18 protein-coding genes are annotated in these 16,326 nt (G+C 29.7%); all 18 read left to right on the top strand.

Annotation, left to right across the window (positions count from 1 at the left end; genetic code table 11):
* On the top strand, positions 1 to 819 hold the full coding sequence (locus H8707_RS09295) for a hypothetical protein (protein WP_262429875.1): 819 nt from the start codon (positions 1 to 3) through the stop codon (positions 817 to 819).
* 15 nt (positions 820 to 834) lie between these two features.
* Positions 835 to 1,014, top strand: a complete 180-nt coding sequence (locus H8707_RS09290) for a hypothetical protein (protein WP_262429874.1) — start codon at positions 835 to 837, stop codon at positions 1,012 to 1,014.
* 22 nt (positions 1,015 to 1,036) lie between these two features.
* Positions 1,037 to 2,905 carry a hypothetical protein gene (locus tag H8707_RS09285; protein ID WP_262429873.1) on the top strand — a complete coding sequence of 623 codons (1,869 nt, stop codon included), beginning with the start codon at positions 1,037 to 1,039 and terminating at the stop codon, positions 2,903 to 2,905.
* A 16-nt stretch (positions 2,906 to 2,921) separates the two neighbouring features.
* On the top strand, positions 2,922 to 3,302 hold the full coding sequence (locus H8707_RS09280) for a hypothetical protein (protein WP_262429872.1): 381 nt from the start codon (positions 2,922 to 2,924) through the stop codon (positions 3,300 to 3,302).
* On the top strand, positions 3,302 to 3,703 hold the full coding sequence (locus H8707_RS09275; RefSeq protein ID WP_262429871.1) for a hypothetical protein: 402 nt from the start codon (positions 3,302 to 3,304) through the stop codon (positions 3,701 to 3,703). Before H8707_RS09280 ends, H8707_RS09275 begins: the two co-directional genes overlap by 1 nt.
* 7 nt (positions 3,704 to 3,710) lie before the next feature.
* Positions 3,711 to 5,264 carry a phage terminase large subunit family protein gene (locus H8707_RS09270; protein WP_262429870.1) on the top strand — a complete coding sequence of 518 codons (1,554 nt, stop codon included), beginning with the start codon at positions 3,711 to 3,713 and terminating at the stop codon, positions 5,262 to 5,264.
* A gap of 12 nt (positions 5,265 to 5,276) precedes the next feature.
* On the top strand, positions 5,277 to 5,696 hold the full coding sequence (locus H8707_RS09265) for a phage holin family protein (RefSeq protein WP_262429869.1): 420 nt from the start codon (positions 5,277 to 5,279) through the stop codon (positions 5,694 to 5,696).
* Positions 5,683 to 6,984 (top strand): phage portal protein, encoded by a 1,302-nt coding sequence (locus tag H8707_RS09260; protein WP_262429868.1) that lies wholly within the window; start codon positions 5,683 to 5,685, stop codon positions 6,982 to 6,984. Before H8707_RS09265 ends, H8707_RS09260 begins: the two co-directional genes overlap by 14 nt.
* 789 nt (positions 6,985 to 7,773) lie before the next feature.
* Complete coding sequence (locus H8707_RS09255) at positions 7,774 to 8,157, top strand: hypothetical protein (protein WP_262429867.1); 384 nt, start codon at positions 7,774 to 7,776, stop codon at positions 8,155 to 8,157.
* 213 nt (positions 8,158 to 8,370) lie between these two features.
* Entirely contained in the window at positions 8,371 to 9,501 is a 1,131-nt protein-coding gene (locus H8707_RS09250; protein WP_262429866.1) for an Ig-like domain-containing protein, read from the top strand.
* Positions 9,502 to 9,633: 132 nt separating this feature from the next.
* Positions 9,634 to 9,798 carry a sporulation initiation factor Spo0A C-terminal domain-containing protein gene (locus tag H8707_RS09245; protein WP_262429975.1) on the top strand — a complete coding sequence of 55 codons (165 nt, stop codon included), beginning with the start codon at positions 9,634 to 9,636 and terminating at the stop codon, positions 9,796 to 9,798.
* Positions 9,799 to 9,880: 82 nt separating this feature from the next.
* A complete protein-coding gene (locus H8707_RS09240; RefSeq protein ID WP_262429865.1) occupies positions 9,881 to 10,420 on the top strand; it encodes an NUDIX hydrolase in 540 nt (179 codons plus the stop codon).
* A 122-nt stretch (positions 10,421 to 10,542) separates the two neighbouring features.
* Positions 10,543 to 11,169, top strand: coding sequence for a stage II sporulation protein M (locus H8707_RS09235; RefSeq protein WP_262429864.1), 627 nt, complete (start codon positions 10,543 to 10,545; stop codon positions 11,167 to 11,169).
* A gap of 24 nt (positions 11,170 to 11,193) precedes the next feature.
* Positions 11,194 to 12,033, top strand: a complete 840-nt coding sequence (locus tag H8707_RS09230) for a tyrosine-type recombinase/integrase (protein WP_262429863.1) — start codon at positions 11,194 to 11,196, stop codon at positions 12,031 to 12,033.
* A gap of 31 nt (positions 12,034 to 12,064) precedes the next feature.
* Entirely contained in the window at positions 12,065 to 12,883 is an 819-nt protein-coding gene (locus H8707_RS09225) for a purine-nucleoside phosphorylase (protein ID WP_262429862.1), read from the top strand.
* Positions 12,884 to 13,024: 141 nt separating this feature from the next.
* Positions 13,025 to 14,332 carry a pyrimidine-nucleoside phosphorylase gene (locus H8707_RS09220; RefSeq protein ID WP_262429861.1) on the top strand — a complete coding sequence of 436 codons (1,308 nt, stop codon included), beginning with the start codon at positions 13,025 to 13,027 and terminating at the stop codon, positions 14,330 to 14,332.
* 63 nt (positions 14,333 to 14,395) lie between these two features.
* Entirely contained in the window at positions 14,396 to 15,547 is a 1,152-nt protein-coding gene (locus tag H8707_RS09215; protein WP_262429860.1) for a D-alanyl-D-alanine carboxypeptidase family protein, read from the top strand.
* Between the two features lie 74 nt (positions 15,548 to 15,621).
* Positions 15,622 to 16,209, top strand: a complete 588-nt coding sequence (locus H8707_RS09210) for a site-2 protease family protein (protein ID WP_262429859.1) — start codon at positions 15,622 to 15,624, stop codon at positions 16,207 to 16,209.
* The last annotated feature ends 117 nt before the right edge of the window (positions 16,210 to 16,326 follow it).

Below are 16,326 nucleotides of genomic sequence, written 5' to 3'. Positions count from 1 at the left end.
ATGAAAAAAGATATAAAAGAGAAATTTCCAAGTTGGTGTGATTTAGGTGAGGTTTATACTTTATGTTTGAGCAATGACCTAGATTCTTTATTGAGTTGTATATTTCTAAAACAAATAAAAGGATATGAAATTAGTCACTTCTACAAATTTGATACTATTGGTAAAATTCAAGGACATAAACATACTGCTGGTAGTTTAATAGGTGTAGATATTTCATTAACTAAAGGGAAAACATGGGACAATCATGTAGCCATGCTAAGTAAAGATGATAAATTTAATATAAATAGTGCTAATCTTAATATTGTAAATCGAATTAGTAGAGATAATTATACATCTAAATATTGTGGCAGCACCGTACTACAAATATTGTCCTATTATGATTATGACATATCACAATTCAGTGAAGAAGCACTTATGATATTAATGTGTATAGATTCATCTTATTTACCTTTCTATACGAGTTTTAAGGACACTGGTACATATTACATGGAAGAAATATTAGAATTTCCACAACTGGTTGAATTGACCGAGAAATATTCAAAGAATGACTTTGATTTACTTAATATTAAATATAATCTAAAAGCACCAATTACAATTAAAAAAGGATTTTTACATACTAACATAAACCTTGCAGAATTAAGCGAGGTTTTTTTAATGCCTATAAATCTTCCTACAGATAGTTTTGAATTATTGGCAAACTTCAACGAACAAACTCAATATATACCTAAAAGTAATCATAATTTTACTCAACCATTAGATGCCTTTAGTATTGCATTTACATATAAAAACAGTTTTGTATATTCAACTGTAAAAAATTAAGAAAGGGGAGTTATTATGCTAAAAGATTATATTACTGTATTTGATCCTGCACTTGCAAGACACTTACTAAAACTAAGATATAAGATAATTGATATTAAACCTAATAGGGATAAGGAAAATGCTAGTATATTTGTTTTCTTAAATGAGGAAGGATTATTTGAAAAAATTAAGAATTATAATGCAGATAAAAAATAATAAAAAAAGGGGAATAAAACATATGAATATAAAATGTATGGTAGATAAGACCTACTACAATAATAAACCTACTGGAGCCGAAGTAGGGGCTATACAAAATAGATTAAAGGCAACAGATATTACAATTAAAGATTTAGCAAAAGAATTAGTAGTAGGTTGTAGTTTTAGACCTGCTTTTTTAAATGGGAAGAGCAATGATGATTGGATAAGTCAACAAATAATAGCACTTGACTTTGATAAAGATACTACCATAGATGAAGAATTGAATAGATGTAAGGAATTAAATATATTACCTTCATTTGGCTATACTTCATTTAGTCATACTAAAAATCATCATAAGTTTAGATTGGTATTTGTACTAGATAAAGAGGTAACTGATATAGAAACTATGAATAATATTATATCTATATTTAAAGGATTATTTACCAAGGCAGATAAACAAACATTCCATTTAGGTAGATTATTCTTTGGTGGTAAGGAATTGATATATGAGAATTATGATAATGTAGTTTTTATTGATGATATATTGACAAAATATACTGATATGATGTATGATAATAGGTTGGAGAGAAAAGGGGTACCTAATAAAGATAATATATATAATATTAATTATATTAGGTACCCCAAAAACCCTCCTACTGATAATAAAGATATGAATTACAATATACAAGCAATTAGAGAGCATAATATTATATACCTTAAAACTATATTAAATATAAATAATGATACTTTAATATTTGAAACACAACAACAATTCTTAGATTATATATTTAAAATAGACCTACCTGAATTATTAGGTATAGATAATCCTAGAAGTTTTAATTGTATATTTCATAATGACAATAGTCCTTCAGCAAGTATATTTAATGATGAAGATACTGGTAACTATATCTATAAATGTAATAGTAATAGTTGTGGAGTATCATATAATATTATAGGCATCATTGAAAGATTAGGTAATTTTAAAAGTAGACCTAAGACATATAAATTCATTAAGGATTTATATAATTTGCAAATAATGGAAACTGATTGGCAAAAAGAACAAAAGGAAATATTAATAGAAAATCTAAAGGCAATACATAATGGAGAATTAGAAAGTAATTGTCCACAAGCATATAAAAACAATAAAAGAATCCTAAAATATTTAGAGCAAATGCACTTAATCGCATTAGATAATATCTATAATGAAAAATTAACTGATGATGATGGAAATGTTGTTTTCTTTGCAAGTAGGAGTTATATAGCAAATAAATTAAATATTAGTCCTAATTCATTGGGTAAAATATCGGACAAGTTGGTTGTTTTAGCATATCATAAATTATTGAATAAACTTGATGATGTAGAAATACCTGAAAGTTTATTGGACAAGTCAAAACATATTAACGCAAAGGAAAAGAATGAAAATTATAAACGAATAAACTACTTTTCCATACCTTCATACACATATAATTTATATCGTGAAATAGAAGAACAGGGTGTTAGGTGGAAAGATAATAATTATACTATGAAGGGTGTAAGTAGAGAAATGTTTTTTAGGGTAGAGGGAAAGGAAGTTGCTGATGATCTCTATCCACAATACAAGAAAATAACTACTAAAGATGGTAGGGAAATTAATAGGACAACTTCTAAGGCAAGTGATGAAAGAACAAACGAGATAGCAATTATTATAATAAATATGATTAATGATAAGGGCTATGCAATAGAAAAAGATGTAATTGGAGTATTACAAGATAAATATAGTAAGACCTTTGCACAAACACAATTTAAAAGAAGTTTACAAGAGATTTTAGATAATTATGATTTACATAGAGTAAGAGCCAACAAACAAATAAAAAAAGATTTAGGGATAACCAATGAGGGCTATCCTTTTTTATTGCAAAAAAACAACTAAGAAAGGGGATTTTATAATGGAAAGTTTAGTAAAGACAATCGAATTACAAAAAAAGAGAATGGATATTTATGAGGTTGAGGAAGAAAGTGGTAAAACACTTGAAGTAATGGATGAAATCAAAGAAGTGTTGCAAGATTTTAAATTAGATTCAAATGACTTAAGAAAAGAAATACACAATTTAAAGGAAAAAAGCAAGAAATATAGAGAAGAAAGTAAAATTCATTATGAGAATATGAATAATCAACTTGCAGAAATAAAAAGTTTGGTTAAATATACATTGACAGAGCAAGAAGAACAGAGAATTTCTCAAATGTCCATGAGTGAATTGTTGATTGAAATGCAGAAGAATGTTGAGGATATAAAAAGTACTATTCATAAATTGGGTGGTGATAGATAATGGCTAAAACATTAATGACTACACTAGATGAATTAACAGGTACTAGACGATACTCAATGTTTGTTGTTTGGTTTTGTAGTGACAAAGACAAAAGGGAAACATGGGAGGAATTTACAAGCAAGAACAATTATAAGAATATGGATTATAAATATGCAGAGGAAAATTGGTTACTTGATGAGGGAATCCAAAAAGGGATTAAGTATTATATGAAGTTGCAGCACTCTGAAAAGATGAAAAATATCTATGATAAAATGTATCAACAAGCATTAAATGGTGATGTACAGTCGGCTAAATATTTGATGGACTTTAGTAAGGACTTCTTTGCAAGTGATAAGACAAGCGAACTTGATAATTTATTGAGTGGTATTGATTTAGGTGAAGAAGTTGATGATGATGAGTAGAAGGGTTATGACTAACGAGGAAAAATTAAAAAAGATACTTAATAATCCTAAGTTATGGATAGAGAACTTTTTACATATAGTCGACAAGCGTGGTAATTTAGTACCGTTTAAATTGAATGAGTTGCAAGATGATTTTTTAGGTAGTATGGATAAGTATAATATCATTTTAAAATCAAGACAATTAGGGTTTTCTGTATTAATGTTGGCTTATTCCTTGTGGATTGCAACTACACAATCTAATAGCACTTGCTTATTAATGAGTTATAGTATTGATAGTGCTACTGGAATTTTCGAGAAATTGAAACAGATGTATTATACTATACCTGATGTGATAAGACCTGAACTTATTAATAACAATAAAAAGGAATTAAAATTTAAAAACGGATCACGTATTATTGTTTCGACTTGTGGTAATAAAGATGTTGCCAGGGGACTAACTTTAAAGTTTTGTCACTTATCAGAAGTGGCTTTTATGAAAGATACATTACCTAAACAGTTACTTGCTATTGAACAAGCACTTGTACCTGATGGTAAAATTGTACTTGAATCTACTGCAAATGGCTTTAATTATTTTAGTGAGTTGTGGCAGAAGGCAAAGAATGGTGAGAATATGTATAAACCTTACTTTGCTAACTGGTATGATAATAAAACTATGTTTGCTGATGATTATACAAATGCAGTAGAGATTTGGAAAGCAAGAAATAATGGTAAAGTATTAACTGTAGGTGAATTAGACAGTGAAGAATTAGATTTACATAGTAAAGGTGCTACCATAGAGCAATTAACATGGAGAAGGTTAAAGATTGCAAATGCAGGGGGTGGAGATAAAGGATTAAACAACTTTTATCAAGAGTACCCTTCAACAGATATTCAAGCATTTATCACCACTGGTAATTCTGTATTTGACAGTAAAAAGATTGATGAACGTGAAAGGTATTTACCTAAACATCTTAATAGAAACGATTTAAAGGAACTTAACAATGTACTTAAACAATACATTAATAGTTCCTTATTTATTTGGGAAAAAGTTAAACCTGATACTAAGTATTTTTTGGGTGTGGATTCTGCCGAGGGCGTCGGACAAGATGCAAGTGTACTTGAAGTGTTTTCAGAGGAAGGAATCCAAGTTGCAGAGTTCAGAAATAACAAAATAGCACCACACTTATTTGCAGAAGTAGTTTATTATTTGGGACTTTATTATAACTATGGCTATTTAGTCATTGAAAAAGCAAGTGCAGGGCATACAGTTGTTTCTAAGTTGAGGTTTGATTATAAATATAGAAATATGCATATGCACAAAGAATATGATGCTAGAGGTAGGGCAAAGAAGAAAGTCGGCTATGTAACCAATAGCACCACTAAACCAATGATGATTAACGGATTTAGAGAAAAGTTTGAGGAAGGGCAAATAGTTATAAATAGTAAGACCTTATTGGAAGAGATGAAAGTATTTAAGATTGATGGTGATAAGATGGGTGCAATTAAAGGGCGACATGATGATACTGTAATGGCTACTGCGATGGCATTGGTTGGACTTGATAGAGGAATTTGGTATATATAGTGAGGTGATAGTATGAACAATACAAGAACAATATTTAATACCATTATTGCAACTTTAGGAATATATATAACATGGTTATTTGGTAGTTGGGATATAGCAATCCAAGTATTGGTTGCATTTATGATTATTGATTATGTAACTGGTGTAATTGTGGCTTATATAAATGGTGAAGTAGATAGTCGAATTGGATTTAAAGGTATTTTAAAGAAGGTATTGATACTTATAGCATTAATAGTCGGAGTGCTACTTGATAGATTAGTTGGCATTGAATGGACTTTTAGAACGGTGGTTTGCTATTTCTTTATTGGGAATGAAGGTTGGTCAATATTAGAAAATATCGGTAAAACTGGACTACCTATACCTGAAAGATTAAAAGATGGATTGGCACAATTAAAGAGTGAAGAAGGGGGTAATATAGATGAGTTTAGATAGATACATAAGTGAAGTTTATAATAATAATCCTTACTGGTTTGTAGAGGAAGTACAACAAGCACATCATATTAGTAGAATCTCTAAGGTATTGAATAATAAGGTATATCTTAATGGTAGACACTCAATATTGGAGAAAGAGGATATAAAGTATAAGGAAAAGGAATTAGTAACTGCTAAGACAATATTACAAACTGCAAAGAGCATTATTAAGTTTCATAATTCCTATATCATGGGTAAGAGGACTTCCATTATTGGTAGTGACGAGATGATAAAACATTATAATAATGTATTTAGACATGGTAAATTTAATCTTACTAATTATAAGATAGTTGATACTCTTAATTGCTATGGTGATTGCTATGAGTATGTATATTATAATGGCAGCAAGATTACAAGCAAACTTATAGCAAGTGAAGATGGCTATCCAATATATGATGATGAGGGTAATTATGTTGGATTTATTGAACATTGGACAGATGCAATAAGCAATATCAGTTATTATTATATATATAGTGATAATAAAGTTGATAAAATTACTAATCGTGGTGGTAAGTATCTATTAGAGGAAAGTACAATTAATCTTACTGGACTACCGATACACTATATAAACGGTGAAAACAAGGAAAGTGAGAACTTTGGTAGAAGTATATTAGAAGATATTAGACCTATACTGGATAGGTTGGAGTATTTGATTAATAAAATGGATGACGCTATTACAGTGTTGTCACTTAATCCATTGGCTTATACTACAGGGCAAAGAATAGAAGGTACTGTATCAGCAGATGCCATAGGGTATGTACTTAATTTAGACGATGGTGAGTTTAAGTATGCAGTTGCTAATCTTGATAGTACTAGTATTAAACTGTTGTATGATGCACTGATTCAGCAATTACAAATGGTTGCAAGTGTACCATCTATTGCATTTGGACAAACTAATATAGCCAATGTAAGTGAGGTTAGTTTAAAGTTGATATATCAAAATTTAGATAATCATTGTAAACAACTTGAAGTATATCTAAGAGATGGATTTAATGAGAGATTTGATAAGATAGAAGTATTGCTTAATAAGAAAGGTATTAAGTTTAGTGATGAGGACTATTTAGATGTTCAATTTAATTATAATAGACCTATTGACAACTCTGAACAAATAGACCAATTATCTAAACAGTATGCAGATGGTGCTATTAGTAAACGTACCTACATAGAAAAGTCACCACTAACAGATAATGTAGATGTAGAGTTAGAAAGGATTGCAGAAGAAGGAAGGACAGTTGAGGTTGTAGAGTAGGATTGGTTGTTGGGGTATGGTGTGTGTAGATGGGTTGTTTAGTGGGTTGTGGGGATATACGGTGTAGGGGTATGTATTAGTAAATATCTAAATGATAGGCGTTATCAATTAGGATATTAATAATAGGATAACATAATTGTTAAGATATTGTAATATTTCAGTTACAGAAATTCGGCTGTTAAATATACAATATATGGTATATGGAAATAACTGTATACTATATATTGTAACAAAACTGTAATAACTTTGTAACAATTCTGTAACATATCCATAATATACCATATTATTAACCTACTAATAATGGAAATAACTGTAATAATAACTAGATATAATGGCTATTATAAGTTATTATTAAGTAGATGAAATCATTATAAGTTGATAAATAATTAACTAAATACTTTAACATACTAACTTGCAATTAACTTTAAATTGATGTAAGTATTGAAATTCCAACGTTTGCTTGATATATGCCTAACCCAACAAATACTATATTTATAGGTATGAGCATATGGGAATAGTTTAATCAGTGGCAGGGGTGCAGTAATAATCTTTACCCCTCTTTGGGATTTATGCCCATAGCAAACTCACATTTTTTCTACCAACCACTTTTTGACATTGTGTCTTGCTACCAAGATTATCTTTGCTCCATTGATTATCCTGACCACCATTCACCAACAAATCTAGTAAAATACACTATTACAAGAGAATAACTAATAAAAGTCGGTAGTCCTTTTTTATTGCCCCTTAAATCGAGGGCGACTCATTTCAATATTGATTAACTGTGACAAGTTGTCACGATTATTACCCAACTACAAAATAGAAAGGAATGATTATATGGATAATTTAGATAGATTAAAATTAGAATTAAACAATAAAGAATATTTTACTGATGATGAATACATAACTTTTTTGGATGAAAATAATCTAGGAAATGATGAAATATATAATAAAGCAAATAACCAACGTAATTTACTTTGGACAGTAGTAGATGTACTGGAGGCAGTTGCAAATGATGTTGACTTAATGCGTAAAGTTGAAACTGAATTTGCTACAACATCTGATGCAGTAAAACATATAAATGATAGAATAGAGCGTATTAAAAATAGAATACAAACTATTCCTGATGCCGAGGAAGAGTATTCTAATATATCTTTATTTTGGACTAGAAAATAGTACCCTACCCCCTAAAAACAGTGAAAAAGTGATTTCTGGAACCCTTGCAATTACTAAGGTGTAGAAGTCACTTTTTTGTGTTTTTGCTAAAATGTCAACCACAATCAATTTAAAAAAGTTAGTCAAGGAAATGGTCGAGTAAAAATAAACGTGTCTTAAAAACGATTTCTACAGAGAATTTAAGGCAAACTTTATAAAGAAAGGAATGATATAATGATAAATCCTTTAGAGTATCAGTTTACAAATACACTAAAAAATTATGGCTATGATGTAATAGTTAATGGACTGGATCAAGTTAGAATTTTATTAAAAGAATATGAAGAAGGAACGAGTATCACTGAATATAAATATATGTTGTTTAGAAATGGACTTATTAAACAAGGCGATATAATAAATATCTTTGATGATAACTGGATAGTATTACATGAAGATATAAGTATTAATGATGTATATACTAAGGTAATTATTAGAAGGTTGAAGTTTAGCATTAACTTTAACTTTATGGGAGATGTTCAATCAATTCCTAGTGCTATTGATGAAGGTACATATAGGTTAGATGAAGGGCAATATTTAACTTTACCTGAAGGTAGAATTATATTACATATGCAAGAGAATGATGTATCTAAGCAAATAGCAAATACACAAAGATTTTTAATTATGGGTAATTCATGGAAGGTAGTTCAGAAAACAAATGCAGAGCATGGAATATATAAGATTTATGCTGATATTGATATATTTAATGAAAATGATGATAGAGAAAATGAAATTGCTGATAGATGGCAATATGAAACTAAAGACAATTTTACTATAGCAATTAATAATGTTGTTGATAGTGCTTTACCTTTAGACAGTACACTACAACTTGATGTAACGGTTACTAATAATGGTGAGATTGTAACTGTTCCTTTAACTTATACATCAAGTAATACAAGTGTTTTAACTGTAGATAATAGTGGTTTAGTTACTTGTATTGGTGTTGGTACTGCTAATATTAGAGTTGCAGTAACTAAAGATGTAACTGTATTTGATACAATTACATTAAGTGTCGAAGAAGTTATAGAAGATAATTTTACTATTGAAATTATAGGAGAGGGTACAATTCAAATGAGTACTTCTAAGGATTATGTAGCAAACATATTAAACAATGGTGTGCTGATTGAGGGTAAGTCGGTTGTATGGACGGTAAGTGATAGCAGATTGAAGTTATCTAATATTACTGGAACGTCTTGCACCGTAACTGCTGATGTTGGTGATTATAGTTATGGTACTTATACTTTGACTGCTACTTTATCAGATGATGAAAATATATTTGTTGAGAAAACAATTGAAGTAACAACATGGTAAAAATTATTCAAAATATTTAAAATTATCCTTCCATTTATTTTGTCAATAGGGTATACTATTCATATCAGGAAACCGACTAACTGTTTTTTTGATACCGACAAACTGGTATTCTGATAAAAAAATAACAAGAGGATAAGAAGAAAAATAGAACGGCTACAACACAGTAATTGTAAAATTGATACTATTGATAGAATATTTGGGTATACTGTAAATAATAACAAAGGAAAGCCAACAAATTCTGAATTTATTGCACTAATTGCGGATAAGATAAGGTTAGAACAAGATGCAGTAGTATAATATCCTCCTTTATGGAGGATGTTTTTCTCTTTTGATTATGGTATAATAAATTAAATCTATTTTATTATTAGGAGGTAAAGAAATGGTTTATGAAGAAAAAACCATGAAATGTGATAGAATTTATGAGGGGAAAATCCTAAATCTAAGAATAGATACTGTAGAATTACCCGATAAAAAATATTCTAAAAGAGAAATTGTGGAACATCCAGGCGGAGTAGCTATTGTACCAATTACAAATGACAATAATATAATTTTGGTAAAGCAATATAGAAAGGCTGTAGATAAATTTATATTAGAAATACCAGCAGGTAAATTGGAAATTAATGAAGAACCGAGAGAGACAGCAGTTAGAGAATTGAAAGAAGAAACAGGATATGTGGCAAAGGAATTAAAATACCTATTGGAGTTTTATACATCTCCGGGATATTGTAACGAAAAAATATATATTTTTTTAGCAAAAGATATTGAAGAGGGAATAGCTACACCTGAAGTTGGAGAATTCATTAAAATAGAAAAATATGATATATTTGATCTAATCAAAATGATCGATAGAGGAGATATCGTCGATAGTAAAACAATAATAGGAATAAACTTGGCTAAAGAATACATTAATAAGATATAATGAATATATCCTATTTTGTATATATACTAGTTTACCCTTTTAAAACCTTGATTTAATTTAATGGTAATATTGTCCTCCTTTTTAGCATAGTATTTTCTAGGTAAAGCTAAGGAGGAATTATATTGAACTTGATTAGATTTAAGAATTTATTTAAAAAGCATTTTCAAAATAGTTTTTCTTTTTATTTTTTATTAATGCTTATATTTACAGTAGGTATTATTTTTGGAGCAGTTTTGATTAAAGCGCTTGGAGATAGTCCAAAGGAAATACTGTTATTGAAGTATAGTAGTGCTTATTTTTATAATGTTTTTAACAATAATTATAATAAAGGCGGTATATTTAAGAAAGCATTATTTAATAATCTTATTTTTATAGGGATTACATATCTTGCAGGATTGGCAAATTTCGGATTCATCATTACGCCGTTAATTATATTTTTAAATGGAGGGTTATTAGGATATTCTGTAGGTTATTTGACATATAACTATGGTCTCAAGGGTTTTTTTATATCTATTTTAGGATTTTATCCCCAATATATATTTTATGTCGTAGCTATAGTAAGCATAGGTGCACTTTCTATGACTATGTCCTATAAATATAAATTTTCCGGAAGTTTAAAAATTAATAAAACCAAAAAACTTGAATTAATTGATTATACATTTTTTATTATAGTATTAACGTTAATTTTAATCATCGGCTGTTCTTATGAAGGATTTATATCACCTATATTTTTAAATCTAATTAATTAATATTTATAATCTTAGGAGTATAAAATGTGGAATAAAATTATTAAAGAATATTTAGATTATATTAAAAATGAAAAAAAATTGTCACAAAATACTATAGATGCGTATATAAGCGACATAAACAAACTATATAATTATGCAAGTGTGAACAATATAACAAATTTCTTTGATATAAATAAAACAATTATAATTACATATTTATTATATTTACAAAGAAATGGAAAATCCAGTTCTACTATTTCAAGAAATTTGGCCAGCATTAGATGTTTATTTCAATATCTTTTAAACAAGAACATTATAAAAGAAGATCCTACTTTAAATTTGAAATCTCCAAAAAAAGAAAAAAAATACCCTAATATATTATCCGAAGAAGACATGGAAGAGCTATTGAATAAACCAAATATGAAAAATTGGAAAGGTGCCAGAGATAAGGCGATTTTAGAGTTAATATGTGGCACCGGTCTTAGGGTGTCTGAAATTATAAATTTAAATATTGAAGATTTAGATATTGATAACAGCCATATTATAATAAATGATGAGAACAAGATTAGATTTATACCTATAGAAAAGAACGTGATGTCATCTATAGTTTATTATATAGATGTATATAGGACAAGTAGTATAGCTACAGAGCCGCTATTTGTTAATTACAATAACACCAGATTGACAAGGCAGGGTTTTTGGAAAATCATTAAATATTATTCCATCTTGATAGATAAGGAAATTACACCTCAGACTTTAAGAAATTCATTTGCTGTAAATCAAATCAGTAATGGTATAGATATTTTTACATTACAGGAAATTATGGGGCATATCGATATCTCCACCACACATAATTATTCAATTATTGCTAATAAAATAAATTGAGGTAAGAATAAAATTATAAGGAGGTAATATTTTGAGTTATATTGAAAAAATAGAAGAAAGCGTAAAATATATAAAGAATCGGATTTCAATAAAACCCGAAATTGGGCTTGTCCTAGGTTCTGGTCTTGGAGATTTAGCGGAAAAAATTAAAGATTCAATAATTCTTAAGTACAAGGATATACCCAATTTTCCCGAATCAACAGTAGAGGGACACAAAGGACAGTTGATTGTTGGCACACTGGGTGACAAACAAGTTATTGCAATGCAAGGGAGATTTCATTATTATGAAGGATATACTTTGAAGGAAATAACCTTTCCTATAAGATGTATGATTGGATTGGGAATTGACAACTTGATTGTTACAAATGCTGCTGGTGGTGTGAATTCAACTTTTAAACCCGGAGATTTAATGATAATAAAAGATCATATAAATTTTACAGGGAATAATCCCCTAATAGGTGAAAACCTCGATGAAAAAGGACCTAGATTTGTCGATATGACCTTTGCGTATAATAAGGATCTAATGGATATAGCAATAAGATCAGGAAAGAATTTGAATATAGATTTAAAAACCGGGATTTATATGTGCTTCACCGGACCGACATATGAAACACCGGCTGAAGTCAGAATGGCTAATGTAATGGGTGCGGATGCAGTGGGAATGTCCACTGTTCCGGAAGTTATTGTAGCAAATCATGAGGGGATAAAGGTTTTGGGAATATCATGTATTACAAATATGGCATCGGGTATTTTGAATAAGCCTTTGAATCATGAAGAAGTCGTTGAAACATCAATGAAGGTTAAAAATGAGTTTGAAAATTTGATTATCGATATTATAAAAAATATATAAAATAATAAAATAAGTTATAATAAGGTAATATTTTCTGAAACTCATAAACGAAAAGTTCAAATATTAGATAAAGAAAAAGTGGAACTTTTTTATTCGTTATAAAAGGTATATAAAATAAAAAGTTAAGAGGTTGTGATCTTAATGAGAATGTACGATATTATTGAAAAGAAGAGGGATGGACTTCCTTTAAAAAGCGAAGAAATATCTTTTTTCGTAAAAAATTATACTGAAGGTAATATACCTGATTATCAGGCATCTGCTCTGTTAATGGCGATATTTTTTAATAAATTAAATGATGAAGAAACCCTACATTTAACAAAAGCTATGGTTGAATCAGGGGACACTGTTGATTTATCATACATTAATGGTATAAAGGTTGATAAACATTCCACAGGCGGTGTAGGAGATACTACTACATTGGTTTTAGGACCAATGGTGGCATCTTGTGGCGTTCCATTTGTTAAAATGTCCGGAAGAGGGTTGGGACATACAGGGGGTACCTTGGATAAATTGGAATCAATCAGTGGTTTTAATGTAAATTTGTCTAAAGAAGATTTTATGAATAATGTTAATGATATAAATATAGCGATATGTAGTCAAACGGCAAATATTACGCCCGCTGATAAAAAACTGTATTCTTTAAGAGATGTGACTGCAACTGTAGATAATCTTTCACTTATTGCCAGTAGTATAATGAGCAAGAAATTGGCTATTAAATCAGATGCAATTGTTTTAGATGTTAAAGTAGGCAGCGGAGCATTTATGAAGGATTTATCACATGCTAAAGAACTTGCCAGATTAATGGTAAATATAGGAAATAAATTTGGTAGAAAAACAGTTGCTATAGTCACCAATATGGATGAACCGTTGGGGAATGCCATAGGAAATGCTCTTGAAGTAAAAGAAGCCATTGAAACTCTTCAAGGCAACGGACCTAAGGATTTATACGAGCTTTGTATGACATTAGGAACAAAATTGTTGATATTAGCCGAAAGAGTGGATAATGAGGCTGAAGCCAGAAAACTTTTAGAAGAGTCTATTAATTCTAAAAAAGCATACAACAAATTGCTAGAGATGGTAGAAGAACAAGGCGGAGATGTGAAATATATTCAAAATCCTAATTTACTTCCTAAGACAAAATATGTAATGGAAATAAAGAGTAAAACCTCGGGATTTGTAAGGAGCATAAATGCTGAGGAAATAGGCAAATGTGTTTTATCTTTAGGAGCAGGTAGAGAAACTATTGATAGTGTAATAGATTTAGGTGCCGGGGTAATCTTAAATAAAAAAGTGGATGATGAAGTTCAAATAGGTGAAACTTTAGCATTTATTCATACAGAGGACTTGGATAAGGGAAAAGAAGTGGAAAATAGAATTTTAGACATATATAAAATAGGAGAGAAAAATATAGATGGAAAAACTCTCATATTTGATGAAATATCAAACTAATTAGAATAACATATAATTTTAATGGATACTATAATTGTAAATATAATATATATTGGAGGTATTATGTTGAAAAAGAAATTAGTATCCATCTTACTTATTATTGCAGTTATTATTTCTCCTTATATCGCATATGGAGATGTGGATATAACGAGTAAATCAGCTGTATTAATGGACTATAACACCGGTAAGTTAATTTATGCATTAAATGAGCATGAAAAATTACCACCTGCCAGTGTCACTAAGATTATGACCTTATTGCTTACTATGGAAGCAATATCCAGTGGAAAGATAAAGCTAAATGATAAAGTATCAATTAGCGAGTATGCATCAAAGATGGGTGGAACGCAAGTTTATTTAGAGCCTGGCGAAAGCCAAACAGTAGAAGACCTAATAAAAGCTGTTTCTATCAGGTCAGCAAATGATGCAGCGGTAGCTTTAGGTGAGTTTATAAGCGGAAGCAATGAAGTATTTGTAAAACTAATGAATGATAGGGCGAAATCGTTAGGCATGGAAAATACAAACTTCGTAAATACTAGTGGACTGCCGGCCGATGATCACTATACGACTGCCTATGATATAGCTTTGATGTCCAGAGAGTTGTTGAAATGTACAGAAATCCAGAAATATTTAACTACTTGGATGGAGGATTTGGCAGTAGGCAAGAAAAAGGACAATACGCAAACAATGGTAAATACAAATCGGCTTATTAGAGATTATGATGGCACTACAGGGATTAAAACCGGCTCAACAAATGCAGCTGGGTACTGTATGTCAGCTTCCGCTAAGAGGGGAGATTTACAATTTATAGCCGTTATTCTCGGCGGCAAAACTTCTGCAGTAAGATTTGAAGAAGCTAAAAAACTATTAGATTATGGATTTGCCAATTATGATTCTTTATTACTTGGGAAAAAAGGAGATGTAATGGCAACACTGTCTGTAGAGAAGGCTAAGAATATAAGTTTAGATATAGTTTTAGAGAATGATGTTTTTGCTTTATTGCCAAAAGGCAGCAATGGTAAAGTAGATACTGAGCTAATACATCCGGATAATGTTGATCCTCCGGTAAAGCAAGGAGATCTTCTTGGAGAAATGGTGGTAAGAGTTGATGGTAAAGAAGTTGAAAGAGCAAATCTGGTTGCAAAACAAGATTTAGAAAATGCAGACTTTCTAACTCTATTTACTAGGACTATTAAAAATTTCATATCGGGACGATAAAAAAGGATAATAACCTCGACTTTAATAGGTCGAGGTTGTATAATATTATGTAGTAAATGAAAGGCAGGGTTGCTATGGACATACTATTAAGTTTACCCGGATTGTTTGTTGCAATTATATTTCATGAATTAGCTCACGGATATACAGCATATAAATTAGGAGACAATACTGCTAAGGATGCGGGAAGGCTCACAATCAATCCATTAAAGCATATTGATCCAATAGGATTTATTTTTATGTTAGTTTTTAAATTTGGATGGGCCAAGCCTGTTCCGATAAATCCTAATAATTTTAAAAAGAGAAAAAGAGATACTATTTTAGTATCGATTGCAGGTCCATTGATAAATTTTATTATTGCAATAATAATGGGATTTGTTATAACTTTAATTCCAATTAAAAATTCGATTGTTTTTCAAATTATTTTAACAACTCTTTGGTATAATATAATGCTTGGGACCTTTAATCTGCTCCCATTTCCACCTTTGGATGGTTCAAAAATAGTTGCAAGCTTATTACCGGTTAAATATGAATTTTATTTTTATAAATATGAGAAATATTTTTACATTATTCTATTGATACTAATAGCTACTGATCTCATTAATAAATTATTAGGACCAATTATAAATTTTGTACTCAATATTTTAATCAGAGTTATAACTTGATAGTGTAAAGTAGCCTATGAAAAACAGAGTCAAAGAAATTAGGCTCAAATGAACCTAGAAAATTGCAAAATATATTTAAACTTGGTGCGCCGCCACCCTTGACAGCATGCCAAAACA

The organism is Paratissierella segnis, from assembly GCF_014385195.1.
In the GTDB taxonomy this organism is placed as follows: Bacteria; Bacillota; Clostridia; order Tissierellales; family Tissierellaceae; genus Paratissierella; species Paratissierella segnis.
The sequence above is the reverse complement of the archived record's forward strand: the minus strand, read 5'-3'. Positions and strand labels throughout refer to the sequence as shown.

Coding starts and splice junctions, on each gene's coding strand:
- H8707_RS09210 (WP_262429859.1), top strand. CDS start 15,622: ATGGACATACTATTAAGTTTACCCGGATTGTTTGTTGCAATTATATTT.
- H8707_RS09220 (WP_262429861.1), top strand. CDS start 13,025: ATGAGAATGTACGATATTATTGAAAAGAAGAGGGATGGACTTCCTTTA.
- H8707_RS09265 (WP_262429869.1), top strand. CDS start 5,277: ATGAACAATACAAGAACAATATTTAATACCATTATTGCAACTTTAGGA.
- H8707_RS09270 (WP_262429870.1), top strand. CDS start 3,711: ATGACTAACGAGGAAAAATTAAAAAAGATACTTAATAATCCTAAGTTA.
- H8707_RS09260 (WP_262429868.1), top strand. CDS start 5,683: ATGAGTTTAGATAGATACATAAGTGAAGTTTATAATAATAATCCTTAC.
- H8707_RS09280 (WP_262429872.1), top strand. CDS start 2,922: ATGGAAAGTTTAGTAAAGACAATCGAATTACAAAAAAAGAGAATGGAT.
- H8707_RS09240 (WP_262429865.1), top strand. CDS start 9,881: ATGGTTTATGAAGAAAAAACCATGAAATGTGATAGAATTTATGAGGGG.
- H8707_RS09285 (WP_262429873.1), top strand. CDS start 1,037: ATGAATATAAAATGTATGGTAGATAAGACCTACTACAATAATAAACCT.
- H8707_RS09295 (WP_262429875.1), top strand. CDS start 1: ATGAAAAAAGATATAAAAGAGAAATTTCCAAGTTGGTGTGATTTAGGT.
- H8707_RS09215 (WP_262429860.1), top strand. CDS start 14,396: ATGTTGAAAAAGAAATTAGTATCCATCTTACTTATTATTGCAGTTATT.
- H8707_RS09230 (WP_262429863.1), top strand. CDS start 11,194: ATGTGGAATAAAATTATTAAAGAATATTTAGATTATATTAAAAATGAA.
- H8707_RS09275 (WP_262429871.1), top strand. CDS start 3,302: ATGGCTAAAACATTAATGACTACACTAGATGAATTAACAGGTACTAGA.
- H8707_RS09290 (WP_262429874.1), top strand. CDS start 835: ATGCTAAAAGATTATATTACTGTATTTGATCCTGCACTTGCAAGACAC.
- H8707_RS09250 (WP_262429866.1), top strand. CDS start 8,371: ATGATAAATCCTTTAGAGTATCAGTTTACAAATACACTAAAAAATTAT.